This window comes from Bradyrhizobium manausense (genome assembly GCF_018130615.1).
Lineage (GTDB): Bacteria > Pseudomonadota > Alphaproteobacteria > Rhizobiales > Xanthobacteraceae > Bradyrhizobium > Bradyrhizobium manausense_A.
In genome coordinates, this window is sequence record NZ_JAFCKB010000022.1 from 78,088 (window position 1) to 98,634 (window position 20,547).

The following is a 20,547-nucleotide window of genomic DNA, read 5'->3' on the forward strand; positions in this document are numbered from 1 at the left end:
ATGCTCAAGCAACGTCCGTTCCTGATCGAGACACTCACAGCCATCGGCCTGATCGTGGCTCCCTTCGTGCTGCCGCATCTCGGCTTCGCGCCGAACACGGTGAATCGGATCCTGGTCTGGGGCCTGTTCGGGCTCGGCTTCGACATCCTGTTCGGCTTCACCGGCCTGTTGTCGTTCGGCCAGTCCGCCTTCTACGGCACCGGCGGCTTCGTCGCCGCCTACCTCCTGACCCGCGCCGGCTTTGGCAACGTGCTGGGCGCGCTGATCATCGGCACGATCGCGGCGGCGGCGACCGGCTATCTGATCGGCCTGATCGCGCTGCGCCGCACCGGCATTTATTTCGCGATGATCACGGTGGCGATCGCGGAGGTGTTCTTCTTCGTCGAGTTCAATCCGCTCTCCGATTTCACCGGCGGCGAGAACGGCCTGCCGGGCGTGCCGACGCCGAGCTTCAATCTCGGCTTCACCACCCTCCATTTCACCAATGGCTGGTCGCTCTATCAGTTCATCGCGCTGTGCTATTTCATCGGCGTCGTCATCGCGCTCAGGATCGTGCGCTCACCGGTCGGTGCGATCCTGAGCGCGATCCGGGACAACCCGCTGCGCGCCACCGCGGTCGGCCACAACATCCACGGCTACAAGCTGACCGCCTTCGTGATCGCCGCGGCTTACGCGGGCTTCGCCGGCGGCCTGCTCGGCGTGCTCCAGGCCTTCATGCCGCCCGACGCCTTCACCTTCGATACTTCCGGCCAGCTGGTGATGCAGACTGCCATTGGCGGAAGGGGTACGCTGTTCGGCCCGCTCGTCGGTGCAACCGTCTGGCTCTTCCTTCAGGATTTCCTGCAATCCGCACTGGGGCTGGGAGCCGCCTGGAAGCTGGTGCTCGGTGTCGTGTTCGTGCTGCTGGTCTGCTTCCTGCGCGGTGGCATCATCGGCGGCCTTGCCGATCTCTACCGCCTCGTCTCAGGCGGGCGGCAGCAGACGGATGCGGAGCTGGAGCAGGCGGCGGCTGACGACGCCGAGGCCACGCCGCAACTCGCGCCCGCCCCGATGCAGGCCAAGGCGGTCGAGCATCCCGCCTATTCCGGGCCGATCCTGAAAGCCAGCGGCCTCACCAAGCGCTATGGCGGCCTGGTTGCCAACAGCGATATCGATTTCAGCGTCAACCAGGGCGAGCTGCGCGGCATCATCGGCCCCAACGGCGCCGGCAAATCGACCTTCTTCAAGATGCTGACCTGCGAGATCCCCCCGACCTCGGGCCAGATCGTGTTCGAGGGTCGCGACATCACGGGATTGAAGGTGACGGAGGTCTGCCAGCTCGGGCTGACCAAGAGCTATCAGGTCAACCAGCTCTTCACCGGCCTGACGGTGCGGCAGAACCTAACGATCGCAGCCCTCGCGGAGCTGCGCGGAAAATTCCGGCTCGACCTGTTCCGCACGCTCGCAGGCGTCAAGGGCCTGACTGAGCAGGTGGAGCACACGCTGGCACTGGTCAATTTGACCCGGCGCGCTGACACGCCCGTGTCCGAGCTCGCCTATGGCGAGAAGCGCAGGCTGGAGATCGGGCTTGCGCTCGCGACCTCGCCGCGCCTGCTGCTGCTCGACGAGCCGCTCGCCGGCATGAGCCCGCGCGAGCGGGTCGAGACCGTCAAGCTGCTTAAATCGATCGCGCGCGGCCGCACCATGATCATCATCGACCACGACATGGATTCCCTGTTCGAGCTGGTGGAACGCGTGACGGTGCTCCAGGAGGGCAAGGTGCTCGTCACCGGCACGCCCGAGGAAATCAAGACCAACGCCGCGGTGCAGGAAGCCTATCTCGGCGGCGTGCACGGAGAGATCGCCGCATGAGCCTGATCGAGGTCAACGGCCTGAACAGCTATTACGGGGATTCCCACATCCTGTTCGACGTCGCCATGCATGTCGAACGCCACGAGGTGGTGGCGCTGCTCGGCCGCAATGGCGCCGGCAAGAGCACGACGCTGAAGAGCCTGATGGGCGTCGTGACGCCGCGCAGCGGCAGCGTGAAGTTCGACGGGCGCGACATCGCCGGACGCAGGAGCCACAGAATCGCGCAGGCGGGCATGCAGCTCGTGCACGAGGAGCGCCGCATCTTCGGCAGCCTGTCGGTGGAGGAAAACATCGTCCTCGCCGGCATCACCGCGCCGAAACGCTGGCCGCTCGGGCGCATCTACGAGATGTTTCCGCGGCTGAAGGAGCGGCGCAACAACCGCGGCACCGAGCTCTCCGGCGGCGAGCAGCAGATGCTCGCGATCGCGCGGGCGCTGGTGCGCGACCCCAAGATCGTGCTCTTGGACGAGCCGTTCGAGGGGCTCGCTCCCGTCATCGTCCACGATCTCGTCAAGGCCTGCCGTGAGCTCGCGGCCGCCGGCCAGACCATCGTGCTGGTCGAGCAGAATCTGGCCGCAACGCTGGCGCTGGCAACGCGGATCTACATCATCAATAACGGCCACATCGTCCACGAGGGGCCGGCGCAGGAGCTCAAGGCCCAGCCGGAACTGCTGCAGCGCTATCTCGGCGTCTAGATTATTGTTTGAGCATGATCTCTTCGGAAAACCGCTACGAACTTTTCCGGATCATGCTCTAGCCACCAAGTGCCGCGATCATCCGCTTGGCATGGTCGGCGAGCACAGCCATGTCTTCCTTGCGCGTCTGCGCCGGCAACAGCTCGACGCCGGCCCTGACCGGCATCACATGCATATGCAGATGAAACACCACCTGCCCGCTGGCGGGCTCGCTGAACTGCTGCAGGATAATGCCCTCGGCCTCGAACGCCGTCATGGCCGCAATCGCGATCCGCTTGGCAGTCCGGGTGACCGCGGCGAGATCGTCATCTGCAATGTCGAGAATACCGCGTGCCGGCGCCCTCGGAATCACCAGCGTGTGTCCGGGCGAGCGCGGCATGATGTCCAGAAAGGCGAAGGTGCGCTCGTCCCTGAACACTTCGAAGCAGGGAATCTCGCCGCGCAGGATCTTTGCGAAGACATTCTGATCATCATAGGCCGTCATGGATGTCCTCCATCGCTGCGGGGGACGATCAAACGCGCTCCTTTCCGTTGACGCAAGCAATGCCGCCGATCTATCCACGATGCCAGGCAGGATGGCTCCTTTGGCGACAGGTTTCGATTCCGGACACAGCATCGAGAGCGCGCGGCGCGCGCTTGCGGCACGGCTGCATGCGGCCGGTATCGAAGAGCCCTCCCTCGATGCGCGCCTGCTCGTCGGCGCCGCGTTGGGGCTCGATCTGACCGGCCTGATCACGCAAGCGGCACGACATCTCACCCCCGAGGAGGCTGTGCGGCTCGAAGGCTATGCGCAACGAAGGCTCGCTCATGAGCCGGTCGCCCGCATTCTCGGCACACGGGAATTCTGGGGCCTGCCCTTCCGACTGTCCGAGGCGACGCTGGTGCCGCGGCCTGATACCGAGACCGTGGTCGAGTCGGCGCTCGAGATTTTTCGCGAACGCCCGATCGCGGGGCGCCGGCCGCGCATCGCCGATATCGGCACCGGATCCGGCGCCATCCTGCTCGCGCTGCTGCACGAGATTCCTGATGCGTTCGGCGTCGGCACCGATCTCAGCCTCACTGCGCTCGGCACCGCCAGGGGCAATGCTGTCGCCCTCGGCCTTGCCGACCGCGCGGCATTCGTCGCCTGCTCCTATGCAGCGGCGCTCTCGGGCCCGTTCGATCTGATCGTGTCCAACCCGCCCTATATCCCCGCCGGAGAAATTCCGAAACTGAGCATCGAGGTGCGCGAGCACGATCCGCACCTGGCGCTCGATGGCGGCAATGACGGCTATGATGCCTATCGCGCCCTGATCCCGCAGGCGGCCGAACGGCTCGCGCCCGGCGGCGCACTGATCGTCGAGGCCGGTCAGGGGCAGGCCCGAGATATTGAAACCTTGATGGCAGCTGCCGCGTTATCGATCGACAGGCCGCCCAAGGCCGACCTGGCGGGCATACCCAGGGCCGTCTCGGCCCGAAAAATGCCCCCATAAAAGCCGGATTGGGCTCTAAAAAACCTCTTGGAATATCCCGTGGGAACGACTACGTTCCGGTCAACACATCGGTGCCGGCCCCGTAGACCTACGGGCGAAAGCCGGGCTCTCGGGCGAGAGCTTTACTGATTATAGGTTCCAAGCCGCAGGTCCTGTTGAGCGCGATGGCCAGTTAAGCTGCGCTTACCGACCGCAAAGTGAACGAAAGCCAGATATTGCGCTTGAAGACTTACGCAACAAAGCTGGGCTTGTTTCGGCAGGCGATATGAGTGGGTTCGCTGGCAATGAATGCTGGCGGGTGGGGAACGCGTCTTTGTTGAACGCGACGGTCGACGAACATTGGCAGGGTTCAATCCGCTCTTGCGCGCGGTGCGCGCGAGGCCTGTGAACCGCTGTCAGCAGGTCACTCCTAGCAATCAGTAATGCGTGCAACCTTTAGGGCTGGAATTAAAGGCAGGACATGAGAAACGGTCAGAACAAGCAGCGGATGCGCAACCGCAACAACAATAACAACAACAATAACCGGCGCGGCCAGAACCCGATGACCCGGGTCTACGAATCGAACGGCCCCGACATCAAGATCCGCGGCACCGCCTCGCACATCGCCGAAAAATATCTTCAGCTTGCGCGCGACGCGCGCTCCTCGGGCGACCCGGTTGCCGCCGAAAACTACTACCAGCATGCCGAGCATTATTTCCGTCTGATCGCAGCGGCCCAGGAGCAGTTCCGCCAGAACCAGCAGCCCCGCGGCGACGAGCCCGTCAGCACCAGCAGTGACGATGGTGAGGACGACGGCGAGAATTTTTCGAATTTTGGCCAGGAGCCGGGTTTCGTTCCGCAGCCGCCGCAACAGCAGCAGCCCTTCATGCGCGATCGCGACGGCCAGCGGGATCATCAGCGTGACTACCAGCAGCGCGACAGCCAGCAGCCCTATCAGCGCGACCAGCAGCAGCCGCGCGAGCATCGCGAACGCGACCATCGTCCGCAACCGCAATATCAGCAGCACCAGCCGCAACCGCAGAACCAGCCGCAGCCTGTCGTCGCCGATGCCGGCAACGTCGATCGCCTGCCGTCCTTCATCACCGGTGCGCAGCCGCAAACGAATGGCGCGCCTGGCGGTTTCGAAGGCGGCAACGGTGGTGGCGGCGAGCGATATCCGCGGCGGCGCCGCCGGCCGCATGGCGGCCCGCGCCCGGAGCGCGAGGCAGCTCCGGCCTCAACCAGCGACGATCTCGCCCCCGGCGAGTAAGCCGCACCCAATCTTCTGATCTTCATGGACTGCATCGTCCCGGCTCCGCCGGGACGATTTGTTTTCAGCTCCGCGTCACCGTCGTCGAGGACGGCACCAGCACCGGCTTCAACGAGGGAATCAGCCGCGCCCGTTCGCGCTTGGCGGGAATCGCGCGATAGACCTGCTTGGTCGCTTCGACGATGTGGACGCCGGCGAACGGCAGCGACAGCGCGGCGCCGGCCCGCTCCCACATCTGCGCCGATTTCAGGACCCAGCGGCCCGCATAAGGCGGCATGAACAATGCTTCGCCCCAGGCGGTCGGCGTGAACCAAGTCTGGCGCAACAGGTCCGTGATCTGCGAGCGCGAATAGGGACGGCCATGGCCGAACGGCGTGTTGTCGCTGCGCGTCCACACGCCGCGCCGGTTCGGGATCACCGCGATGACGCGCCCCGAGGGCGACAGCACGCGCCAGATCTCGCGGAGCAGCGCGGCCGGGTCATCCGACATCTCGAGTGCATGGACCAGCAGGATGCGGTCCACCGCGGCGTCGGGAAGCGGCAGTGAGAACTCGTCGACCAGCGAGGCTAGCGCCGGCCGCCCGGTCGGCCATTTCAACACGCCCTGGGCCGCCGGCATGAAGGCAATGCAGCGTTCCGCGTCCTCACGGAACAGCCCAAGATAGGGCGTCGGATAGCCGATGCCGAGCACGCGCTGGCCCTCGGCGCCCGGCCAACGCTCCCTGATCCCGCGATTGATCATCTGCCGCGCCACAATGCCGAGGCGCCGGGAATAGAATTCGCGAAGGTCGACGACGTCGATGGTCATGACGGCAATGTAACATGCACAAGCGGGCGGCCGCGCGCTGAATATTGCATTGCCTGCGCAACGTTAACGCCATATTTGTCTGGCGGGGCTGAGCGCGATGGAGAAGTCATGGCCGCCGAAATTCGTACTTTCACCTGTTTAAACGACAATTTCGGTTATCTGATCCACGATGTGGAAACCAAGGCAACCGCCTCGATCGACGCACCGGAAGCCGGTCCCATCATCAAGGCGCTGGAGCGGGAGGGCTGGCGGCTCACCGATATCCTGATCACCCATCATCACGGCGATCATGTCGGTGGGGTCGCCGAACTCAAGCAGAAATACAATTGCCGCGTCGTCGCGCCGCATGACAAGACGGCGAAGATCGCTGACGTCGATTTACGCGTTGCCAATGGCGACGTGGTCAAGGTCGGCACGCTGCTGGGGCGCGTGCTCGAGACGCCGGGCCACACGCTCGACCACATCTCCTACGTATTCGACACCGAGAAGACGCTGTTCGCCGCCGACACGCTGTTCTCGATCGGCTGCGGCCGCGTTTTCGAGGGCAACTATCCGATGATGTGGGACTCATTGTTGAAGCTTCGGGCCCTGCCCGACGACTTCAATCTCTATTGCGGCCACGAATACACGGCGTCCAACGTCAAGTTCGCGCTCACCGTGGATCCGGACAATGCGGCGCTCCAGGCGCGCGCGGCGGAGGTCGCGAGGTTGCGGGCGGAGAACAAGCCAACCATCCCCTCACTGCTTGGTGACGAAAAGCGAGCAAACGTGTTCCTGCGCGCTGATGAACCGTCGGTCGCAGCCAGATTGCACATGAAGGGAGCGGATGCCGCCGCAGTGTTCGGCGAGCTGCGCGAGCGCAAGAATAAGTCCTGAAGACCAAGTTCTGAAGACCAAGTCCTGACGGGGATCGATGCCGACCGCAGCCGAGATCATCGCGCGCCTGGAACTCCGCCCTCATCCCGAAGGCGGGCACTATCGCGAGACTTTTCGCGACCAGACCACGGACGCCAACGGCCGATCTCGCTCGACCCTCATCTACTTCCTGCTCGCACGCGGCGAACGCTCACACTGGCATCGCATCGATGCGGTCGAGACCTGGCACTATTATGCCGGCAGCCCCCTGACACTGCGCATCGCGCATGAGGGCTGCTCCCAGCACGAGGTGCGGCTCGGCACCGACCTTGTCAGCGGCGAGCGGCCGCAGGCGATCGTGCCGGCGGACGCGTGGCAGATGGCGGAAACCACCGGCGAGTGGACGCTGGTCGGCTGCACCGTGGCACCCGCCTTCGAGTTCGCAAAATTCGAGCTCGCGCCGAAGGGCTGGGAGCCGTAGAGATTCTTGTTTTGACGCGTTTTCTTCACGCGAAGCGGTGTCCACTTCGCTCAAAAAAACGCTCTGCCTGATCTGGAATCGGGTGGGTTCGACCTGCTTCTCCAATTAGGACAGCGCTTCCAGTCAACAGGAGCGCACGATGCACGGAACACTCGGCCCCGCCGCCGTCCAGATCGACCCGGCCATCTTGTATTTCGGAACGCCGGTCGTCCTGATCGGATCGATCAATGACGACGGCTCCCACAATCTTGCACCGATGTCGTCAGCGTGGTGGGTTGGATGGCGCTGCATGCTTGGGCTCGCGCGTAATTCGAAGACCACCGAGAACATGATTCGCACCGGCGAATGTGTGCTCAATCTCCCGTCGACCGACCTCGTCGCCGCCGTGGACCGCCTCGCCCGTACCACGGGCTCGGATCCCGTGCCGCCTGGAAAACTCTATCGCGGCTACCGGCACGAGAAGAACAAGTTTGGGCTCAGCGGCCTGACGGCGTTGTCGGGCGAAACGGTCAGCGCGCCACGCGTGGCCGAGTGCCCGGTGCAGATGGAAGCGAAGGTCGCCTATGTGCATCAGATGGCGCAGGACGATGCGGCCTGGGGTGGCAATCTGACCGCAATCGAGGTCCGCGTCACCCGCGTGCACGCGCATCCCCATATCATGATGGACGGCGTGCCCAATCGCATCGATCCAGACAAATGGCGGCCGCTGATCATGTGCTTTCAGGAATTCTATGGCCTAACGCCGCAACGCTTGCAGCGCTCCGAGCTTGGACAGATCCCGGAAGCGATGTATCGGCCGCCGGGTTGGCAGCCGGCGCTCTGATCATCGCTTCCGCAGCACCATGTCTTTCGCCGCGATCAGGCCGCCGCCGGCGATCAGGATCGCTGCAATCGCGATGTTGGCGCTGGCCTTTGCGAAGCCGGCGGCGATGAGGAAGCCGGTTGACAATAGCGGCGTCGCGTAAGACGCGGCGCCAAGAACACGGATATCCCCACGCTTCATGCCGATATCCCAGGCGTAGAAGGCCGCACCGACGGGGCCGATGCCGAGCCCGACCACCGCAAGCCATTGCAGCGCGGTCTCGGGCCACACCGTGGTCTCCAGCAGACCATGCATCAGCACGGCGAGCGTTGACGTGGCGAGGCAGAAGCCTGCGACCGCGTCGGTCGGCACCGCCTTCAACCGCCGCGACAGCACCGAATAGGCCGCCCACACGAACGCCGCGATAAAGGCCGCGATCAATCCCGGGACCGCCCCCGGCGCGAAGCCGGAGGTATTGCCGGCGAACAGCAGCACGGTGCCGACGAGGCCGAGCACGGCGCCGATGACGTGATGCACGGCGAGCCGCTCACCCGGCAGGAACGAGGAAAACAGCACGATCAGCAGCGGCCACATGTAATTGAGGAGTCCGGCTTCGGCCGGAGGCGCGAAGCGCAGCGCGAGGAAGTAGAGCGCGTGATAGCCGAACAATCCGCCGACGCCGACGACCCACACGACGAACGGCTGCCGCAAGCTTTTCGCCGCATCGCCGCGACCGATCCAGGTGAGCAAGCCGACAAGCCCCCCGATCACGAAGGTCATGGCCGCAAGCTGAAAGGCCGGGATCTTGCCGGTCGCCACCGTCATCACGGAGAGCAGCGACCACATCAGAATCGCGGTCAAACCGATCAGTGTGGCAGTGCGCGGGGTCATGGATCAAAAGGCTCTGAGGACGCTTATGCCCGGCACGAGGCCGGGCATTTGCGTCTTCACTATCGCCTTGTCTTGCCCAACGCTACAGGCTTTTGGCTCAGAAGCCTGCCGCCAGATCAGGCCTGATACTGGCCGCCATTGATGGTCATCGTCGATCCCGTGATGAAGCCGGCCTCGTCGGCCGCCAGGAACACGACCGCGCGCGCAATCTCCTCGGGCTCGCCCAGCCGGTTGACCGGGATTTGCGGAATCACGCTCTTCTCCAGGACGTCCTTCGGCACCGCCTGCACCATTTCGGTGTTGATATAGCCCGGGCAGATCGCGTTGACGGTGATGCCGCCCTTGGCGTTCTCGAGCGCGAGCGCCTTGGTGAAGCCGATATCGCCGGCCTTCGCGGCGGAATAGTTGACTTGGCCGAACTGACCCTTCTGGCCGTTGATCGACGAGATCGAGATGATACGTCCGAACTTGCGCGCACGCATGCCCTCGATCACCTGGCGCGTCATGTTGAACAGCGAGCCGAGATTGGTGTTGATGACGGCGTTCCACTGCTCGAGCGTCATCTTGTGAAAGGCGGTGTCGCGCGTGATGCCGGCATTGTTGACGAGCACCTCGACCGGCCCGAGATCGGCTTCGACCTTCTTCACGCCCTCGGCGCAGGCATCGAAGCTGCTGACGTCCCATTTGTAGACGGCAATGCCGGTCTCGGCCTTGAACTTCTCCGCCGCCGCATCATTGCCGGCGTAGCTCGCCGCAACCTTGTAGCCGGCCGCCTTCAGCGCCTTGCTGATCGCAGCACCGATGCCCCTCGTACCACCCGTGACCAATGCAACTCGTGCCATATCGTATTCCTTCCCTTGGACTCTTCGGACGTTTCTGAAGTGATCGTTTTTAGTGGTGGATTATGCGGTTGGTTTGACGGACATCAAGAACAAAACGCCCGGCGTTGAGCCGGGCGTTTGTATTTAGTCGAGGCTTGCGCGATTGCGAAGAATATTTGATTTGCAACCGCTGCCTTTTTAGTCGCGTGCATCGCACCCACTCATGTGTGCAGCGCACGCGCACGTCACGCGTAAGTTACGCGTCAGCTAGCTTCAGTCGCGCGCCAGACACATCGCGATCCCCATGCCGCCGCCGATGCACAGCGTGGCGAGGCCCTTCTTCGAATCGCGCTTCTGCATTTCGTGCAGCAGCGTCACCAGCACGCGCGCGCCGGAGGCGCCGACCGGGTGGCCGATCGCGATCGCGCCGCCGTTGACGTTGACCTTGGACGTATCCCAGCCGAGGTCCTTGTTGACGGCGCAAGCCTGCGCCGCAAAAGCCTCGTTGGCCTCGATCAGGTCGAGGTCGCCGACATTCCAGCCGGCCTTCTTCAGCGCGGCGCGCGAGGCCGGGATCGGTCCCGAGCCCATGATCTTCGGATCGACACCGGCCTGCGCCCAGGAGACGATGCGCGCGAGCGGCTTCTTGCCTTCCTTGGCGGCCTGCTTGGCGGTCATCAGCACCACCGCGGCGGCGCCGTCATTGATGCCGGAGGCCGAGCCTGCGGTGACCGTGCCGTCCTTTTCGAAGGCGGGCTTGAGCTTGGCCATCGCATCGATCGTGGCGCCGTGACGCGGATATTCGTCGGCGCTGACGACGATGTCGCCCTTGCGGGTCTTGATGGTGACGGGGACGATCTCGTCGCTGAACTTGCCGGCCTTCTGCGCGGCTTCAGCCTTCTGCTGCGAGGCGACCGCGAACTCGTCCTGCTGGGCACGGGTGATCTGCCACTGCCGCGCGACGTTCTCGGCGGTGTTGCCCATGTGGTAGCCGTTGAAGGCATCCCACAGCCCGTCCTTGATCATGGTGTCGATGAACTCGACCGGGCCCATCTTGACGCCGCCGCGCAGATACTGGGCGTGCGGAGCCATGCTCATGGATTCCTGGCCGCCGGCAACCACGATTTCGGAATCGCCGTTGAGCAGCGCCTGGTAGCCAAGCGCAACCGTGCGCAGGCCGGAGCCGCAGAGCTGGTTCACGCCCCACGCCGGGCTCTCCACCGGAATGCCGGCGCCAATCGAGGCCTGGCGGGCGGGGTTCTGGCCCTGCGCAGCGGTCAGGATCTGACCCATGATGACTTCCGAGACCCGGCCGGGCTCGATGCCACCGCGCTCCAGCGCGGCTTTAATGGCGACGGCACCGAGATCATGGGCGGGAAGGGTCGCGAAGGCTCCGTTGAAGCTTCCGACCGGGGTGCGGGCGGCGCTGACGATGACGACATCGTCTGACATGGGCATCTCCTGGGGCTTGAGGTTCTATGTAGAGGGGGCAGGCGGGGCTGGAAAAAGCGTTCGCCAGTCTCGTCAGCCATCCTGTTAACGTCGTTGAGGCATGTCAATCGGCCGGCGATCGAATTCATGCCGCAGCGCATTCAAAATAGCGTTCTTGGCGCTTTCGCAAGCAAGATTTTGCTCCGCGATTAACCGTGCCGCACAAAACGGTAGCGTGACCCCTTTGAAAATGCTTATTTTGTTGCGTTGCGTACTCTTCCCGCCCTGCGGCATTGGCCGCCGGGTTCCCGTTCTCCGCGCTTGCAAGTGAGAGCCCATGGCGAAATCAGACCAACCCACCACCATCAAGAAATACGCGAACCGCCGGCTCTATAACACCGGAACGAGCACCTATGTGACGCTCGAGGACCTCGCCGCCATGGTCAAGGACGGCGAAGATTTCCTGGTTTACGACGCCAAGACCGGCGACGACATCACCCGCTCGGTGCTCGCCCAGATCATCTTCGAGCAGGAGAACAAGGCCGGCCAGAACCTGCTCCCGACCACCTTCCTGCGCCAGCTGATCCGCTTCTACGGCGACAGCATGCAGATGGTGGTGCCGAAATATCTGGAACAGTCGATCGCGACGCTGACCCAGGAGCAGGAGAAGTTCCGTAAGCAGATCGCCAACACGCTGTCCGGCACTCCCTTTGCCCCGCTGGAGGAACAGGTCCGCCGCAACATGGAGCTGTTCCAGCAGACCTTCTCGATGTTCAAGCCCTTCGCCCCGCCTGCCCGCTCGGCGACTCCGGAGCCGGAGCCCGGCGCGAGCACCGAGGCGCCCAAGGACACCAACATCGACGATCTGCGCCAGCAGATGAAGGACATGCAGGAACGCCTCGAACGGATGTCCAAGAAGGACGAGTAGGCCTTTCACGCACACCAGCGCGCCCGCATGAGGCGGGCGCGCGAACGATCGATTGCGGCATCCCCGCGCGCGCTGCCGTCCCGGCCAAGGCCGGAGCTCCCATGTCCGATCGCACCACGCACTGGCAGAATGTCTACGCCACCAAGGGCGAGGCCGAGGTCAGCTGGTTTCAGGACAGCCCCACGATCTCGCTCGAGATGATTCGTACGGTCAGTCCGAATCGTGACGCCGCCATCATCGACGTCGGCGGTGGCGCGTCACGCCTGGTGGACGCGCTCCTGCAGGACGGATACCGCGATCTCGCCGTGCTGGACCTCTCCGCCAACGCTCTCGACGCGGCGAAGAAACGCGTAGGCGCCGCCGCTTCGCGCGTGGATTGGATCGTTGCCGACGCCACCACGTGGCGGCCGGCGAAGACCTACGACGTCTGGCACGATCGGGCCGCCTTTCACTTCCTGACCGACCCGCGCAACCGAGCCGCTTACGTCGAGCGCCTGCGAACGGCGATTGCCCCCGGCGCACACATCATCATCGCGACGTTTGCGCCCGACGGTCCGGAGAAATGCAGCGGCCTGCCGGTGCAGCGGCACGACAGTGCGAGCCTCGCCGCAGAGCTTGGGCCTGGGTTCGAGCTGGTCGAGACGCGAAGCGAGACACACCAAACGCCATGGCATTCGATGCAGGCATTTCAGTTCAGCCGGTTTCGGAGGCGCAGCTAGCTTGCGTCACGCCGCCAGCTTCACCGCGTGCGCAAAGTCCCAATAGAGTTTTCGCGCTTTGGTGTAGAGCGGGCCCGGCTTCAGCTCGCGCGAATCGATGCGAATCACGGGCGCCACTTTTGCGAAATTGCCGGTGGAGAAGATCTCGTCGGCGGCCAGGAAATCCGCATAGCGCAGCGTCTTCTCGACCACGGTGACGCCCTCGCCGCGAAGCAGGTTGATGACGCGCTGACGCGTGATGCCGTTGAGGAAGGTGCCGTTCGGCACCGGCGTGAAGACCACGCCGTCTTTCGCCATGAACACGTTCGAATTGCCGAACTCCGCGACATTACCGAGCATGTCGAGCATCAGCGCATTCTGGAAGCCGCGCGAGGCCGCTTCCGCGAGCGCGCGCGAATTGTTCGGATAGAGGCAGGCCGCCTTGGCCTCGACCGGCGCGCATTCGATGGTGGGCCGGCGGAACGGCGACAGCGTGATCGCATTACCGACCGGCTTCGGCATCGGCGCCTCATAGATGCAAAGGCACCAGTTGGTGGTCTCGGGGTCAAACAACACGCCGCCGCCCGAGCCGTTCTGCGCCCAATACATCGGACGGATATAGAGCTCGGCATTCGCGGCAAAGCGCGCGATGCCCTCGTTCGCGAGCGTCAGCCAGGTCGCGGGATCGACCACCGGCTTCAGACCAAAATTGATCGCAGATTGATTCGCTCGGGCGACATGGCGATCGAGATCCGGCGCGACGCCTTCGAACGCGCGTGCACCGTCGAACACGACCGAGCCGAGCCAGGCCGCATGTGTCCGCGGCCCCATGATCGGCACATTGCCGTCATGCCATTTGCCCTCGAAGAAGGTCCAACTCGGCGAATACTCGATCGGCGTCCTGATCTCGGCCATGACCGGCCTCCCCTCGAAAAATATCCGGGCACTATTGTCCCAACTTCTAAATGATTTGCTGCGGCGAAGCATCAACTCTCCGCTCAAAAGAGGATGGGACCACATCGCGTCCAAACCGGCTATAGTGCCGGGCACGTCACGGAGCTTCCCATGCCGCTCGATCCGCTCGCAAAGCGCTTGTTGACCATGATGGCTGCGGCTGCGCCGCAGGCACGGAGCCGGCCGAGCGTCGAAGCCCGGCGGCAATCGCTGGCGAAGCTGATGCAGTTCGCACGCGCCGAGGCCCCGGATGTGACGGCATCCGACAGCACGCTGCCCGGCCCCGGCGGAGAGCTGCCCTATCGCCTCTATTCGCCGGCGTCTGCCGGCGAGCGCGTGCCGGGCTTCGTGTTTTTTCACGGCGGCGGCCTCGTGGCCGGCAGCGTTGCGACGCATGACCGGATTGCAGCGGCGCTGGCGCACGCGACCGGCTGCCGTCTTGTTTCGGTCGACTACCGCCTCGCGCCCGAGCACAAATATCCTGCCGCCATCGACGACGCGATCGCGGCCACCGAATGGGTCGCGCGTGAAGCCCCGTCTCTCGGCGTCGACGCTGAGCGGCTGGTGGTCGGTGGCGATTCCGCCGGCGCCACGCTGGCTGCGATCGTCTGCCAGGAGGCCGCGCAGAGCGCCGGACTCTCGATTGTCGCGCAATGCCTGATCTGCCCGGTGCTGGATTTCGAAGAGACCTCACCCTCGCGCGAGGCGTTCGCCGAGGGCCATCTGATCGATCGCGTCACCATCGAGGCCGACCTGTCCGACTACCTGCCCGAGGGGCTGGATGCCGCCGATCCCCGCATCTCGCCGCTGCGCGCGACGCGGCTCGCAGGCCTGCCCACGGCGATCATCCACACCGCCGAGTACGACCCGATGCGCGACGAAGGCAATGCCTATGCACGCAAGCTGCTTGCTGCCGGCGTCGCGGTCGAGCACGTCTGCCATGACGGCATGGTTCACAATTTCCACGCCATGGGCGCGATCCTGCCGCAAGCGCAGCTCGTGCTGTCCCAGATCGGCGAGCAGGTGCGGCGGGCGGTAGAGAAATAGCAGCGCGAATCATACCCGCGCTTCGAGCACGGCCCTGGCAGCCGCGACATAGTCGGGCCAATGTGCGTCGGCATGACTTTCAGCCTGCCGAGCGCAGGTAAGGTCGGGTGCATGCGCGGCGGCGATCATGCGCGCAAACCGCTCTTCGGCGACCGTCACGTCGTTCGCCGTTGGCGCCGGCGCCGCCCCCGCAACGGTCGGAGCCACAGCGAGCCCGGCCAGGCCAGCGAGCAGGATACGGCGTGACGTGTTCATGGCTGTCATCCTTCCAAGGTCCGGCCAGCACTCTGGCCGGCAAGTGTGTCAGTGCAATCACGGCAGGGTAGCCGCGCACATCCGCGCAGTCCATCGCTTGCGGTTAGCGCTTGACCACACGAGCGATCACGTTCCATCTAGCAAGACCTCCGCCATCAAAGCGCCACGCGTCGGATTGTCACGTGCCCCGTCCCAGCCCATCGCTTCGCCAGGCTTTGCGCGCCGCCGCGATGGGCCTCTGTTGTCTGACGATCTCGGCTGGCGCCGCTTTCGCTGCCGACGAGGAAGAGGACAAACCGCCAAAGCCGACCGCGCCAAACATCTACCTCGATCTCCGCACCACCTATGCCACGATCCCCGCGGGCGCGCTCGGGCTCGGTTTCGGCAACACGTCATTGTCGGCCGCGTTCGAGGCGCTGGCAGCACAACGGGGCGCGACCTTGCCGAACGGCTTGCCTCCCGCGAAATCGATCGCCGTCGACCTGCCGCTGACGGTGGACGTCAGCGATCGCGTGTCGCTCTATGGCAGCGTATCGGGATCGACGACGGATGTCGGCGGTGGCTGGTCGACATTCGACATGACGAGCTGGAACATCGGCGTGCAGGCCGACCTCTATCAGCAGAGCGGGGGCAAGATCCCGACCATCACGCTGCAGTCCACGCTGACGCAATCGGTGCCGAACGAACAGGGCATGACCAATTCGTTCAACCACGTCCTGGAATTCGACTACGCGCTGGACGAGGACGAGACGCGGGGCTGGCTTGCCGGCGTGCAATACACCCACACTGATATCGCGAGCCTGGTCGCCCGCATCAAGCCGAATACGATCCTCTATGCCGGCGGCTATTATCAGTGGCCGAGCAATTGGAAATTCATAGGACGCCTCGGCGTGCAGTCGTTCGGCGGCGCGCAGCTTGCGGGCCGAACGCTGGCGGCATCCTTCACCCAGCCAATCCTGCGGCTCGACCTCGACCGCATGGATGACAATGACAACCGACTGTTCGGTATCACGGCGCAGATCGCGTGGATGCCGAAGCCGTCGTACCAGGTGACGTTGCGCACGCCCCTGTACGCGGTGCGCAACTGACTTTGTCGTTGTGGCAGATTTCCGCCCGGCGGCAGCATTTTGACCTCGCGCATCGCGGGTGGGATGCCGTCGCATCAACCGCACGGCATTGTGTGTCAACCGGTTGTTAATCCTCAGGCGAAAACTTCGGCCGCGTTACACTGCCGCAAGGATCCTTCGGCGAAACTGGGCCGGCTTTTCGCGGTGTTCAGCCTTGGAGACTATGAATGTCCCGCTTGGTGCCGGAACGAACGTTCCTGGCCGGCAAGATCATCTTCAATTTCGGACAGTCGTCGATCGACTGCGTCGTCCGTCGGTTGACCGAGGAAGCCGCGACGCTCGAGATGCAGAGCGGGCTCGGCGTGCCGGACGGGTTCCAGCTCAGGCTTGCGGGACGCGAGATCCTGAGCTGCCGGGTGATCTGGCGTTCGGACCGTCAGGTCGGGGTTGCCTTCGAGCGGCCGGACGCCGTCGAGCGCCCGGCCGGCGGCGAGCAGGGACGCTCGCCCGACTCGCTGATGCGCGCCCAGATGCTGGCCCTGCGTGCGGCCCTCGATCACGTACCAACCGGCATCGTGCTGCTCGACGCCAACCTCAGGGCGCGTCTCATCAACCGGTCGTTTCGCCAGATGTGGCACCTGCCCGACCAGGTCGCCGACAGCAATCCGTCCATTCTCACGCTGCTTCATCACGGGCGGGACATCGGAGCCTACGAGGTGCCGGACCCCGCCCTCGAGGCCCATGTGAACGAGCGCGTCCGCGTGATCGAGGCCGGCGATCCGACGCCTGTCGATGTGCGTCAAACCAATGGCGACGTCGTGCGCGTCCAATGCACACCTTTGCCCGACGGCGGGCGCATGCTGACCTATACGCCGGTCACCGACATCGTGCGCTTTTCCGATGAGCTGAAATTGCTGCGCGATGCGCTGGAAAATGTTCAGGACGGCGTCCTCCTTCTCGATTCCAGCTTGAACGCAAGCTTCATGAACCTGCGGATGCGCCGGTTCTGGGAGGTGAGCGAGCAAGAGGCCGCCGCCCGCCCGGCCTATGCTTCATTGGTCAGCCGCGCGCAGCGCGCCAGCGCACCCGACCTCCCGGCGAACGAGTTGGCCAAATTCCCGGGTAAGCGCGTCGCCGAGGTCAAGGCGGGCGACCACGTGCGTGACCTTCGGACGCCCGACGGCCGGCAGATCAGGGCTCATTGCACCACAATGTCGAACGGCGGCCGGATGCTGACCTATGTCGACATTACCGATCTCAACAACAAGGCCAACATGCTGGAGCGGCTGGCGACCACCGATCCGCTCACCGGCCTGTACAACCGCCGGCATTTCATGGGTTCGCTCGATGCGGAATGGAGCCGCTACCAGCGTTACTACCGCTCAGTCTCCGTTCTGATGCTCGACATCGATCATTTCAAGTCGGTCAACGACCGTTACGGTCACGCGGTCGGCGACGAAGCGATCAAGGCCGTTGCCGCCGCATGCAACGAGGGCAAGCGCAAGTCCGACCTCGTCGGTCGCATCGGTGGCGAGGAATTCGCGGTGCTGCTGCCCGAGACCAGCCTGTCGCGCGCCAAGCTCGTCGCTGAACGAATCCGCAAGCGCGCGATGGCGATCCGGCTGAACGCTCATCAGGTGCAGTTCGGCGTCACCGTGAGCATCGGCATTGCGGAGGCCACCGTCAGCATGTCCGGCATCGATGCGCTGATGGGCGCGGCCGATCAGGCGCTCTACCAGGCCAAGGCGGAGGGACGCAATCGCTGCATCGCCTGGACACCCCCGCCGCCTGCGAGCAAGGCGGCGGAGTGATCGTCGTGGGCCGCTTCTACTCCGACACCGGCACGACGAAGGTGTTGAACGTGACCGAGACCATGCAAATTGACCCCGACGAGATAGGACAGCTCGGCCGCGCCGTGCTCGCCAAGCTCCTTCACTGCGCCGGAGAGGCCGCGCTGGCCGTGACATCCGGTCCGGGGCGTAGACCGCGCCGGTTATAGCGCCTCCGGGCGCGCCACTGGCTCGCCTAACGTATGCATCAGCCGGTTTGCCCAGCCGAAAATCGCGGCCGACAACACCAAGTCGAGCTGCTCGAGCTCGCTCAGCCCGGCCTCGCCAAGTGCGCGCGCATCATCGGCGCTCGCTTCGATCGGCGTCGTTGAGAGTTTTGCAGCGAAATTGAACAACGCCTGCGGACGCGCCTCCAGCGTGGCATCGCGCTCGTCTGCAAAGATCTTCTCGACGACGTCGTTGCGCCCGGAGTAACTGATGAAGCGCGAGGCGTGCACAGCGGCGCAATAGATGCAGCGATTGACAACCGAGGCGCTCAGCGCGCCGAGCTCACGCTCGGCTGGGGACAAGCCGTCCTTGCCATACATGATGAGGTTGAACAGCGGCGAGCGCACCGCGAGCGACTCCGGGTCATGCGCCAGCGTCAGTACGTAAGGCGAGACACCCTTGTTGGAGGGCGTGACCTTCATCGCTGCGAGTTGCTCTGTTGTCGCCGAGGCGAGCTCGACCGGTTTCACATAGGGCGACCAGGTCGGGATCGTGGCGGTGAAGCTGTGGACGACCTCGCTCATCGGGCTTGGACCTCTTTCAGGAGCCTGAGGCCGGCCAGGACCCGCAGCTGATAGTTCACGAAGGCGGCGAGCTCGGACAGCCGCACGATGTCGGCCTCGCTGACGCCGGCCGCCTTCAGCGCCGCGATGTCCTGTCGCGTCGCCTCGCGCGGCGAGAGCGTCAGCAGGTCGGTGTGGCGCGCCATGGCATCGTGCGCGGGATCGCCACGCAAACCGCCGGGCCGGGCGAGCGCGGCCAAGTCGAGATCGCTCGAATGGGCCAGATAGGATTCGTAGTGCGCGGTCAGCGTCTCGTCGCCGACATGCCGGCACATCCGCGCCGCCAGTGCCGCCCGCAAGCCGTGGCTCAGGCCACCGGACTCACGCGGGAGCAGCACTGCATCATGGGCGGCTTCACTTAGCTGCAAAATCTCGGCGCGCGCATTCAACGCTTGGCTTAGCCTCGACCCCTCAGGCACACCGGCCATCGTTTCGATCAACGTCACGCGGCACCTCGCGAATTCTGGGGATTGGCGGCCTCGGCGACCGTAAAGCTCACGGGCTTGCCTGTTTCCAGGAAGGCCATTAGCTCGGTCTCGTAGGGCGCAGGATCGAGCCTGCGTGCGGCAAGCCATTGCGGCTCATAATAGCTCTGGCGATAGCGCTCGCCGGAATCGCAGATCAGCGTGACCAGCGATCCCGTTGCGCCCACATTACGCATCTCGCTGGCGAGCCGGCACAACGCCAGGAAATTGGTGCCCGTGGAGCCACCGACCGCACGGCGCAGCCGGCGCGTCAGCACATTCATCGCCGCAATCGTCGCTGCATCCGGGATCTTCATCATGCAGTCGACCACGCCGGGCACGAAGGAGGGCTCGCAGCGCGGCCGGCCGACGCCTTCGATCAACGAGGGCCGCTCGCAAACATGGGAGCGGTCCTGCGAGCGGAAGCAGTCGAAAAAAGCCGAGTGCTCGACATCGGCGACACAGAGCCGCGTCGGATACTGACGATAGCGCAAATAGCGCCCGATGGTGGCCGAGGTGCCGCCGGTGCCGGCGCCCATCACGATCCAGTCCGGCACCGGACGCGGCTCGCCCTTCAATTGCGTGAAGATCGACTCGGCGATGTTGTTGTTGCCGCGCCAGTCGGTGGCGCGCTCGGCGAAGGTGAACTGGTCCATGTAGTGGCCGTTCAGCCGGGCGGCGAGCGCAGCGGCCTCCGCATAGAGCGCGCGGCCATCGTCGATCAGGTGGCAGTTGCCGCCATAATGCTCGATCGCGGCGATCTTCTCCGCCGAGGTCGTGCGCGGCATCACGGCGTAGAACGGCACACCGATCATCTGCGCGAAATAGGCCTCGGACACGGCGGTCGATCCCGACGAGGCCTCCACGACGGCTGTACCTTCGCGGATGTGGCCGTTGCAAAGCGCATAGAGGAACAGCGAGCGCGCCAGCCGATGCTTCAGGCTGCCGGTCGGATGGGTCGATTCATCCTTCAGATAAAGGTCGATGCCCGCGAGCGCCGGCACGATCAGCCGGATCAGGTGCGTATCCGCCGTGCGGCACTGGTCCGCTTCGATCGCAGCCACCGCCTCGTCGACCCAGCCACGCCGGTAGGCCGGTCCGACCGGATCTTGGTGGCGAAAGGGGGGCGGCTGTCGCGACATGATCCGAACCCTCTCA

The 20,547-nt window shown here is 64.5% G+C and carries 23 protein-coding genes; 13 read left to right on the top strand and 10 right to left on the bottom strand.

Annotation, left to right across the window (positions count from 1 at the left end):
- Positions 1 to 1,851, top strand: coding sequence for a branched-chain amino acid ABC transporter ATP-binding protein/permease (locus tag JQ587_RS30725; RefSeq protein ID WP_212427830.1), 1,851 nt, complete (start codon positions 1 to 3; stop codon positions 1,849 to 1,851).
- On the top strand, positions 1,848 to 2,546 hold the full coding sequence (locus tag JQ587_RS30730; RefSeq protein ID WP_212303582.1) for an ABC transporter ATP-binding protein: 699 nt from the start codon (positions 1,848 to 1,850) through the stop codon (positions 2,544 to 2,546). The genes JQ587_RS30725 and JQ587_RS30730 overlap by 4 nt, the downstream gene beginning before the upstream one ends.
- A gap of 58 nt (positions 2,547 to 2,604) precedes the next feature.
- On the opposite strand, the gene JQ587_RS30735 is transcribed toward JQ587_RS30730, so the two are convergent.
- Complete coding sequence (locus tag JQ587_RS30735; protein WP_212427831.1) at positions 2,605 to 3,030, bottom strand: HIT family protein; 426 nt, start codon at positions 3,028 to 3,030, stop codon at positions 2,605 to 2,607.
- Positions 3,031 to 3,121: 91 nt separating this feature from the next.
- On the opposite strand from JQ587_RS30735, the gene prmC reads away from it, so the two are divergent.
- Both prmC and JQ587_RS30745 read left to right on the top strand, forming a co-directional pair.
- Complete coding sequence (gene prmC, locus JQ587_RS30740) at positions 3,122 to 4,018, top strand: peptide chain release factor N(5)-glutamine methyltransferase (RefSeq protein WP_212427832.1); 897 nt, start codon at positions 3,122 to 3,124, stop codon at positions 4,016 to 4,018.
- A 460-nt stretch (positions 4,019 to 4,478) separates the two neighbouring features.
- The gene (locus tag JQ587_RS30745) at positions 4,479 to 5,267 is read left to right on the top strand and encodes a DUF4167 domain-containing protein (protein WP_212303585.1); all 789 of its coding nucleotides are present in this window, start codon (positions 4,479 to 4,481) and stop codon (positions 5,265 to 5,267) included.
- 64 nt (positions 5,268 to 5,331) lie between these two features.
- Here the strand turns inward: JQ587_RS30745 and JQ587_RS30750 are convergent, their stop codons facing one another.
- The gene (locus JQ587_RS30750; RefSeq protein ID WP_212303586.1) at positions 5,332 to 6,075 is read right to left on the bottom strand and encodes a methyltransferase domain-containing protein; all 744 of its coding nucleotides are present in this window, start codon (positions 6,073 to 6,075) and stop codon (positions 5,332 to 5,334) included.
- 108 nt (positions 6,076 to 6,183) lie between these two features.
- Between JQ587_RS30750 and gloB the strand changes: the two genes are divergently transcribed.
- The 3 genes from gloB to JQ587_RS30765 all read left to right on the top strand — a co-directional run bounded on the left by gloB (position 6,184) and on the right by JQ587_RS30765 (position 8,234).
- Positions 6,184 to 6,951, top strand: a complete 768-nt coding sequence (gene gloB, locus JQ587_RS30755) for a hydroxyacylglutathione hydrolase (protein ID WP_212427833.1) — start codon at positions 6,184 to 6,186, stop codon at positions 6,949 to 6,951.
- Between the two features lie 37 nt (positions 6,952 to 6,988).
- Positions 6,989 to 7,411, top strand: a complete 423-nt coding sequence (locus JQ587_RS30760) for a cupin domain-containing protein (protein ID WP_212303588.1) — start codon at positions 6,989 to 6,991, stop codon at positions 7,409 to 7,411.
- Between the two features lie 139 nt (positions 7,412 to 7,550).
- Complete coding sequence (locus JQ587_RS30765) at positions 7,551 to 8,234, top strand: flavin reductase family protein (protein ID WP_212427834.1); 684 nt, start codon at positions 7,551 to 7,553, stop codon at positions 8,232 to 8,234.
- Here JQ587_RS30765 and yddG read toward each other — a convergent pair whose 3' ends face one another.
- The 3 genes from yddG to JQ587_RS30780 form a co-directional block, all read right to left on the bottom strand.
- Positions 8,235 to 9,104: an aromatic amino acid exporter YddG gene (yddG, locus tag JQ587_RS30770; protein WP_212427835.1), complete on the bottom strand. Its 870-nt coding sequence runs from the start codon at positions 9,102 to 9,104 to the stop codon at positions 8,235 to 8,237.
- Positions 9,105 to 9,220: 116 nt separating this feature from the next.
- On the bottom strand, positions 9,221 to 9,946 hold the full coding sequence (phbB, locus tag JQ587_RS30775; protein ID WP_212303591.1) for an acetoacetyl-CoA reductase: 726 nt from the start codon (positions 9,944 to 9,946) through the stop codon (positions 9,221 to 9,223).
- A 252-nt stretch (positions 9,947 to 10,198) separates the two neighbouring features.
- Positions 10,199 to 11,377, bottom strand: coding sequence for an acetyl-CoA C-acetyltransferase (locus JQ587_RS30780; protein ID WP_212303592.1), 1,179 nt, complete (start codon positions 11,375 to 11,377; stop codon positions 10,199 to 10,201).
- 316 nt (positions 11,378 to 11,693) lie between these two features.
- Here JQ587_RS30780 and phaR point away from each other — a divergent pair, with 316 nt between their 5' ends.
- Positions 11,694 to 12,284 (top strand): polyhydroxyalkanoate synthesis repressor PhaR, encoded by a 591-nt coding sequence (gene phaR / locus JQ587_RS30785; protein WP_212303593.1) that lies wholly within the window; start codon positions 11,694 to 11,696, stop codon positions 12,282 to 12,284.
- Positions 12,285 to 12,385: 101 nt separating this feature from the next.
- The gene (locus tag JQ587_RS30790) at positions 12,386 to 13,003 is read left to right on the top strand and encodes a class I SAM-dependent methyltransferase (RefSeq protein WP_212427836.1); all 618 of its coding nucleotides are present in this window, start codon (positions 12,386 to 12,388) and stop codon (positions 13,001 to 13,003) included.
- Between the two features lie 6 nt (positions 13,004 to 13,009).
- On the opposite strand, the gene JQ587_RS30795 is transcribed toward JQ587_RS30790, so the two are convergent.
- The gene (locus tag JQ587_RS30795; RefSeq protein WP_212303595.1) at positions 13,010 to 13,897 is read right to left on the bottom strand and encodes a branched-chain amino acid aminotransferase; all 888 of its coding nucleotides are present in this window, start codon (positions 13,895 to 13,897) and stop codon (positions 13,010 to 13,012) included.
- Between the two features lie 150 nt (positions 13,898 to 14,047).
- On the opposite strand from JQ587_RS30795, the gene JQ587_RS30800 reads away from it, so the two are divergent.
- On the top strand, positions 14,048 to 14,983 hold the full coding sequence (locus tag JQ587_RS30800; RefSeq protein WP_212427837.1) for an alpha/beta hydrolase: 936 nt from the start codon (positions 14,048 to 14,050) through the stop codon (positions 14,981 to 14,983).
- A gap of 9 nt (positions 14,984 to 14,992) precedes the next feature.
- Here JQ587_RS30800 and JQ587_RS30805 read toward each other — a convergent pair whose 3' ends face one another.
- A complete protein-coding gene (locus JQ587_RS30805) occupies positions 14,993 to 15,238 on the bottom strand; it encodes a hypothetical protein (protein WP_212427838.1) in 246 nt (81 codons plus the stop codon).
- Between the two features lie 215 nt (positions 15,239 to 15,453).
- On the opposite strand from JQ587_RS30805, the gene JQ587_RS30810 reads away from it, so the two are divergent.
- The 3 genes from JQ587_RS30810 (at position 15,454) to JQ587_RS30820 (ending at position 18,304) form a co-directional block, all read left to right on the top strand.
- Positions 15,454 to 16,326, top strand: a complete 873-nt coding sequence (locus tag JQ587_RS30810) for a hypothetical protein (RefSeq protein WP_212427858.1) — start codon at positions 15,454 to 15,456, stop codon at positions 16,324 to 16,326.
- A 206-nt stretch (positions 16,327 to 16,532) separates the two neighbouring features.
- Positions 16,533 to 18,116, top strand: a complete 1,584-nt coding sequence (locus JQ587_RS30815) for a sensor domain-containing diguanylate cyclase (RefSeq protein WP_212303598.1) — start codon at positions 16,533 to 16,535, stop codon at positions 18,114 to 18,116.
- Complete coding sequence (locus JQ587_RS30820) at positions 18,113 to 18,304, top strand: hypothetical protein (protein WP_212427839.1); 192 nt, start codon at positions 18,113 to 18,115, stop codon at positions 18,302 to 18,304. Before JQ587_RS30815 ends, JQ587_RS30820 begins: the two co-directional genes overlap by 4 nt.
- Here the strand turns inward: JQ587_RS30820 and JQ587_RS30825 are convergent.
- From JQ587_RS30825 to JQ587_RS30835, 3 genes are read right to left on the bottom strand one after another with little or no spacing between them, the layout of a single operon-like run.
- A complete protein-coding gene (locus JQ587_RS30825; protein ID WP_212427840.1) occupies positions 18,299 to 18,886 on the bottom strand; it encodes a peroxidase-related enzyme in 588 nt (195 codons plus the stop codon). The genes JQ587_RS30820 and JQ587_RS30825 overlap by 6 nt on opposite strands.
- A complete protein-coding gene (locus tag JQ587_RS30830; RefSeq protein WP_212427841.1) occupies positions 18,883 to 19,371 on the bottom strand; it encodes a CMD domain-containing protein in 489 nt (162 codons plus the stop codon). The genes JQ587_RS30825 and JQ587_RS30830 overlap by 4 nt, the downstream gene beginning before the upstream one ends.
- Complete coding sequence (locus tag JQ587_RS30835) at positions 19,368 to 20,531, bottom strand: PLP-dependent cysteine synthase family protein (RefSeq protein WP_212427842.1); 1,164 nt, start codon at positions 20,529 to 20,531, stop codon at positions 19,368 to 19,370. The genes JQ587_RS30830 and JQ587_RS30835 overlap by 4 nt, the downstream gene beginning before the upstream one ends.
- Positions 20,532 to 20,547: the final 16 nt, after the last annotated feature.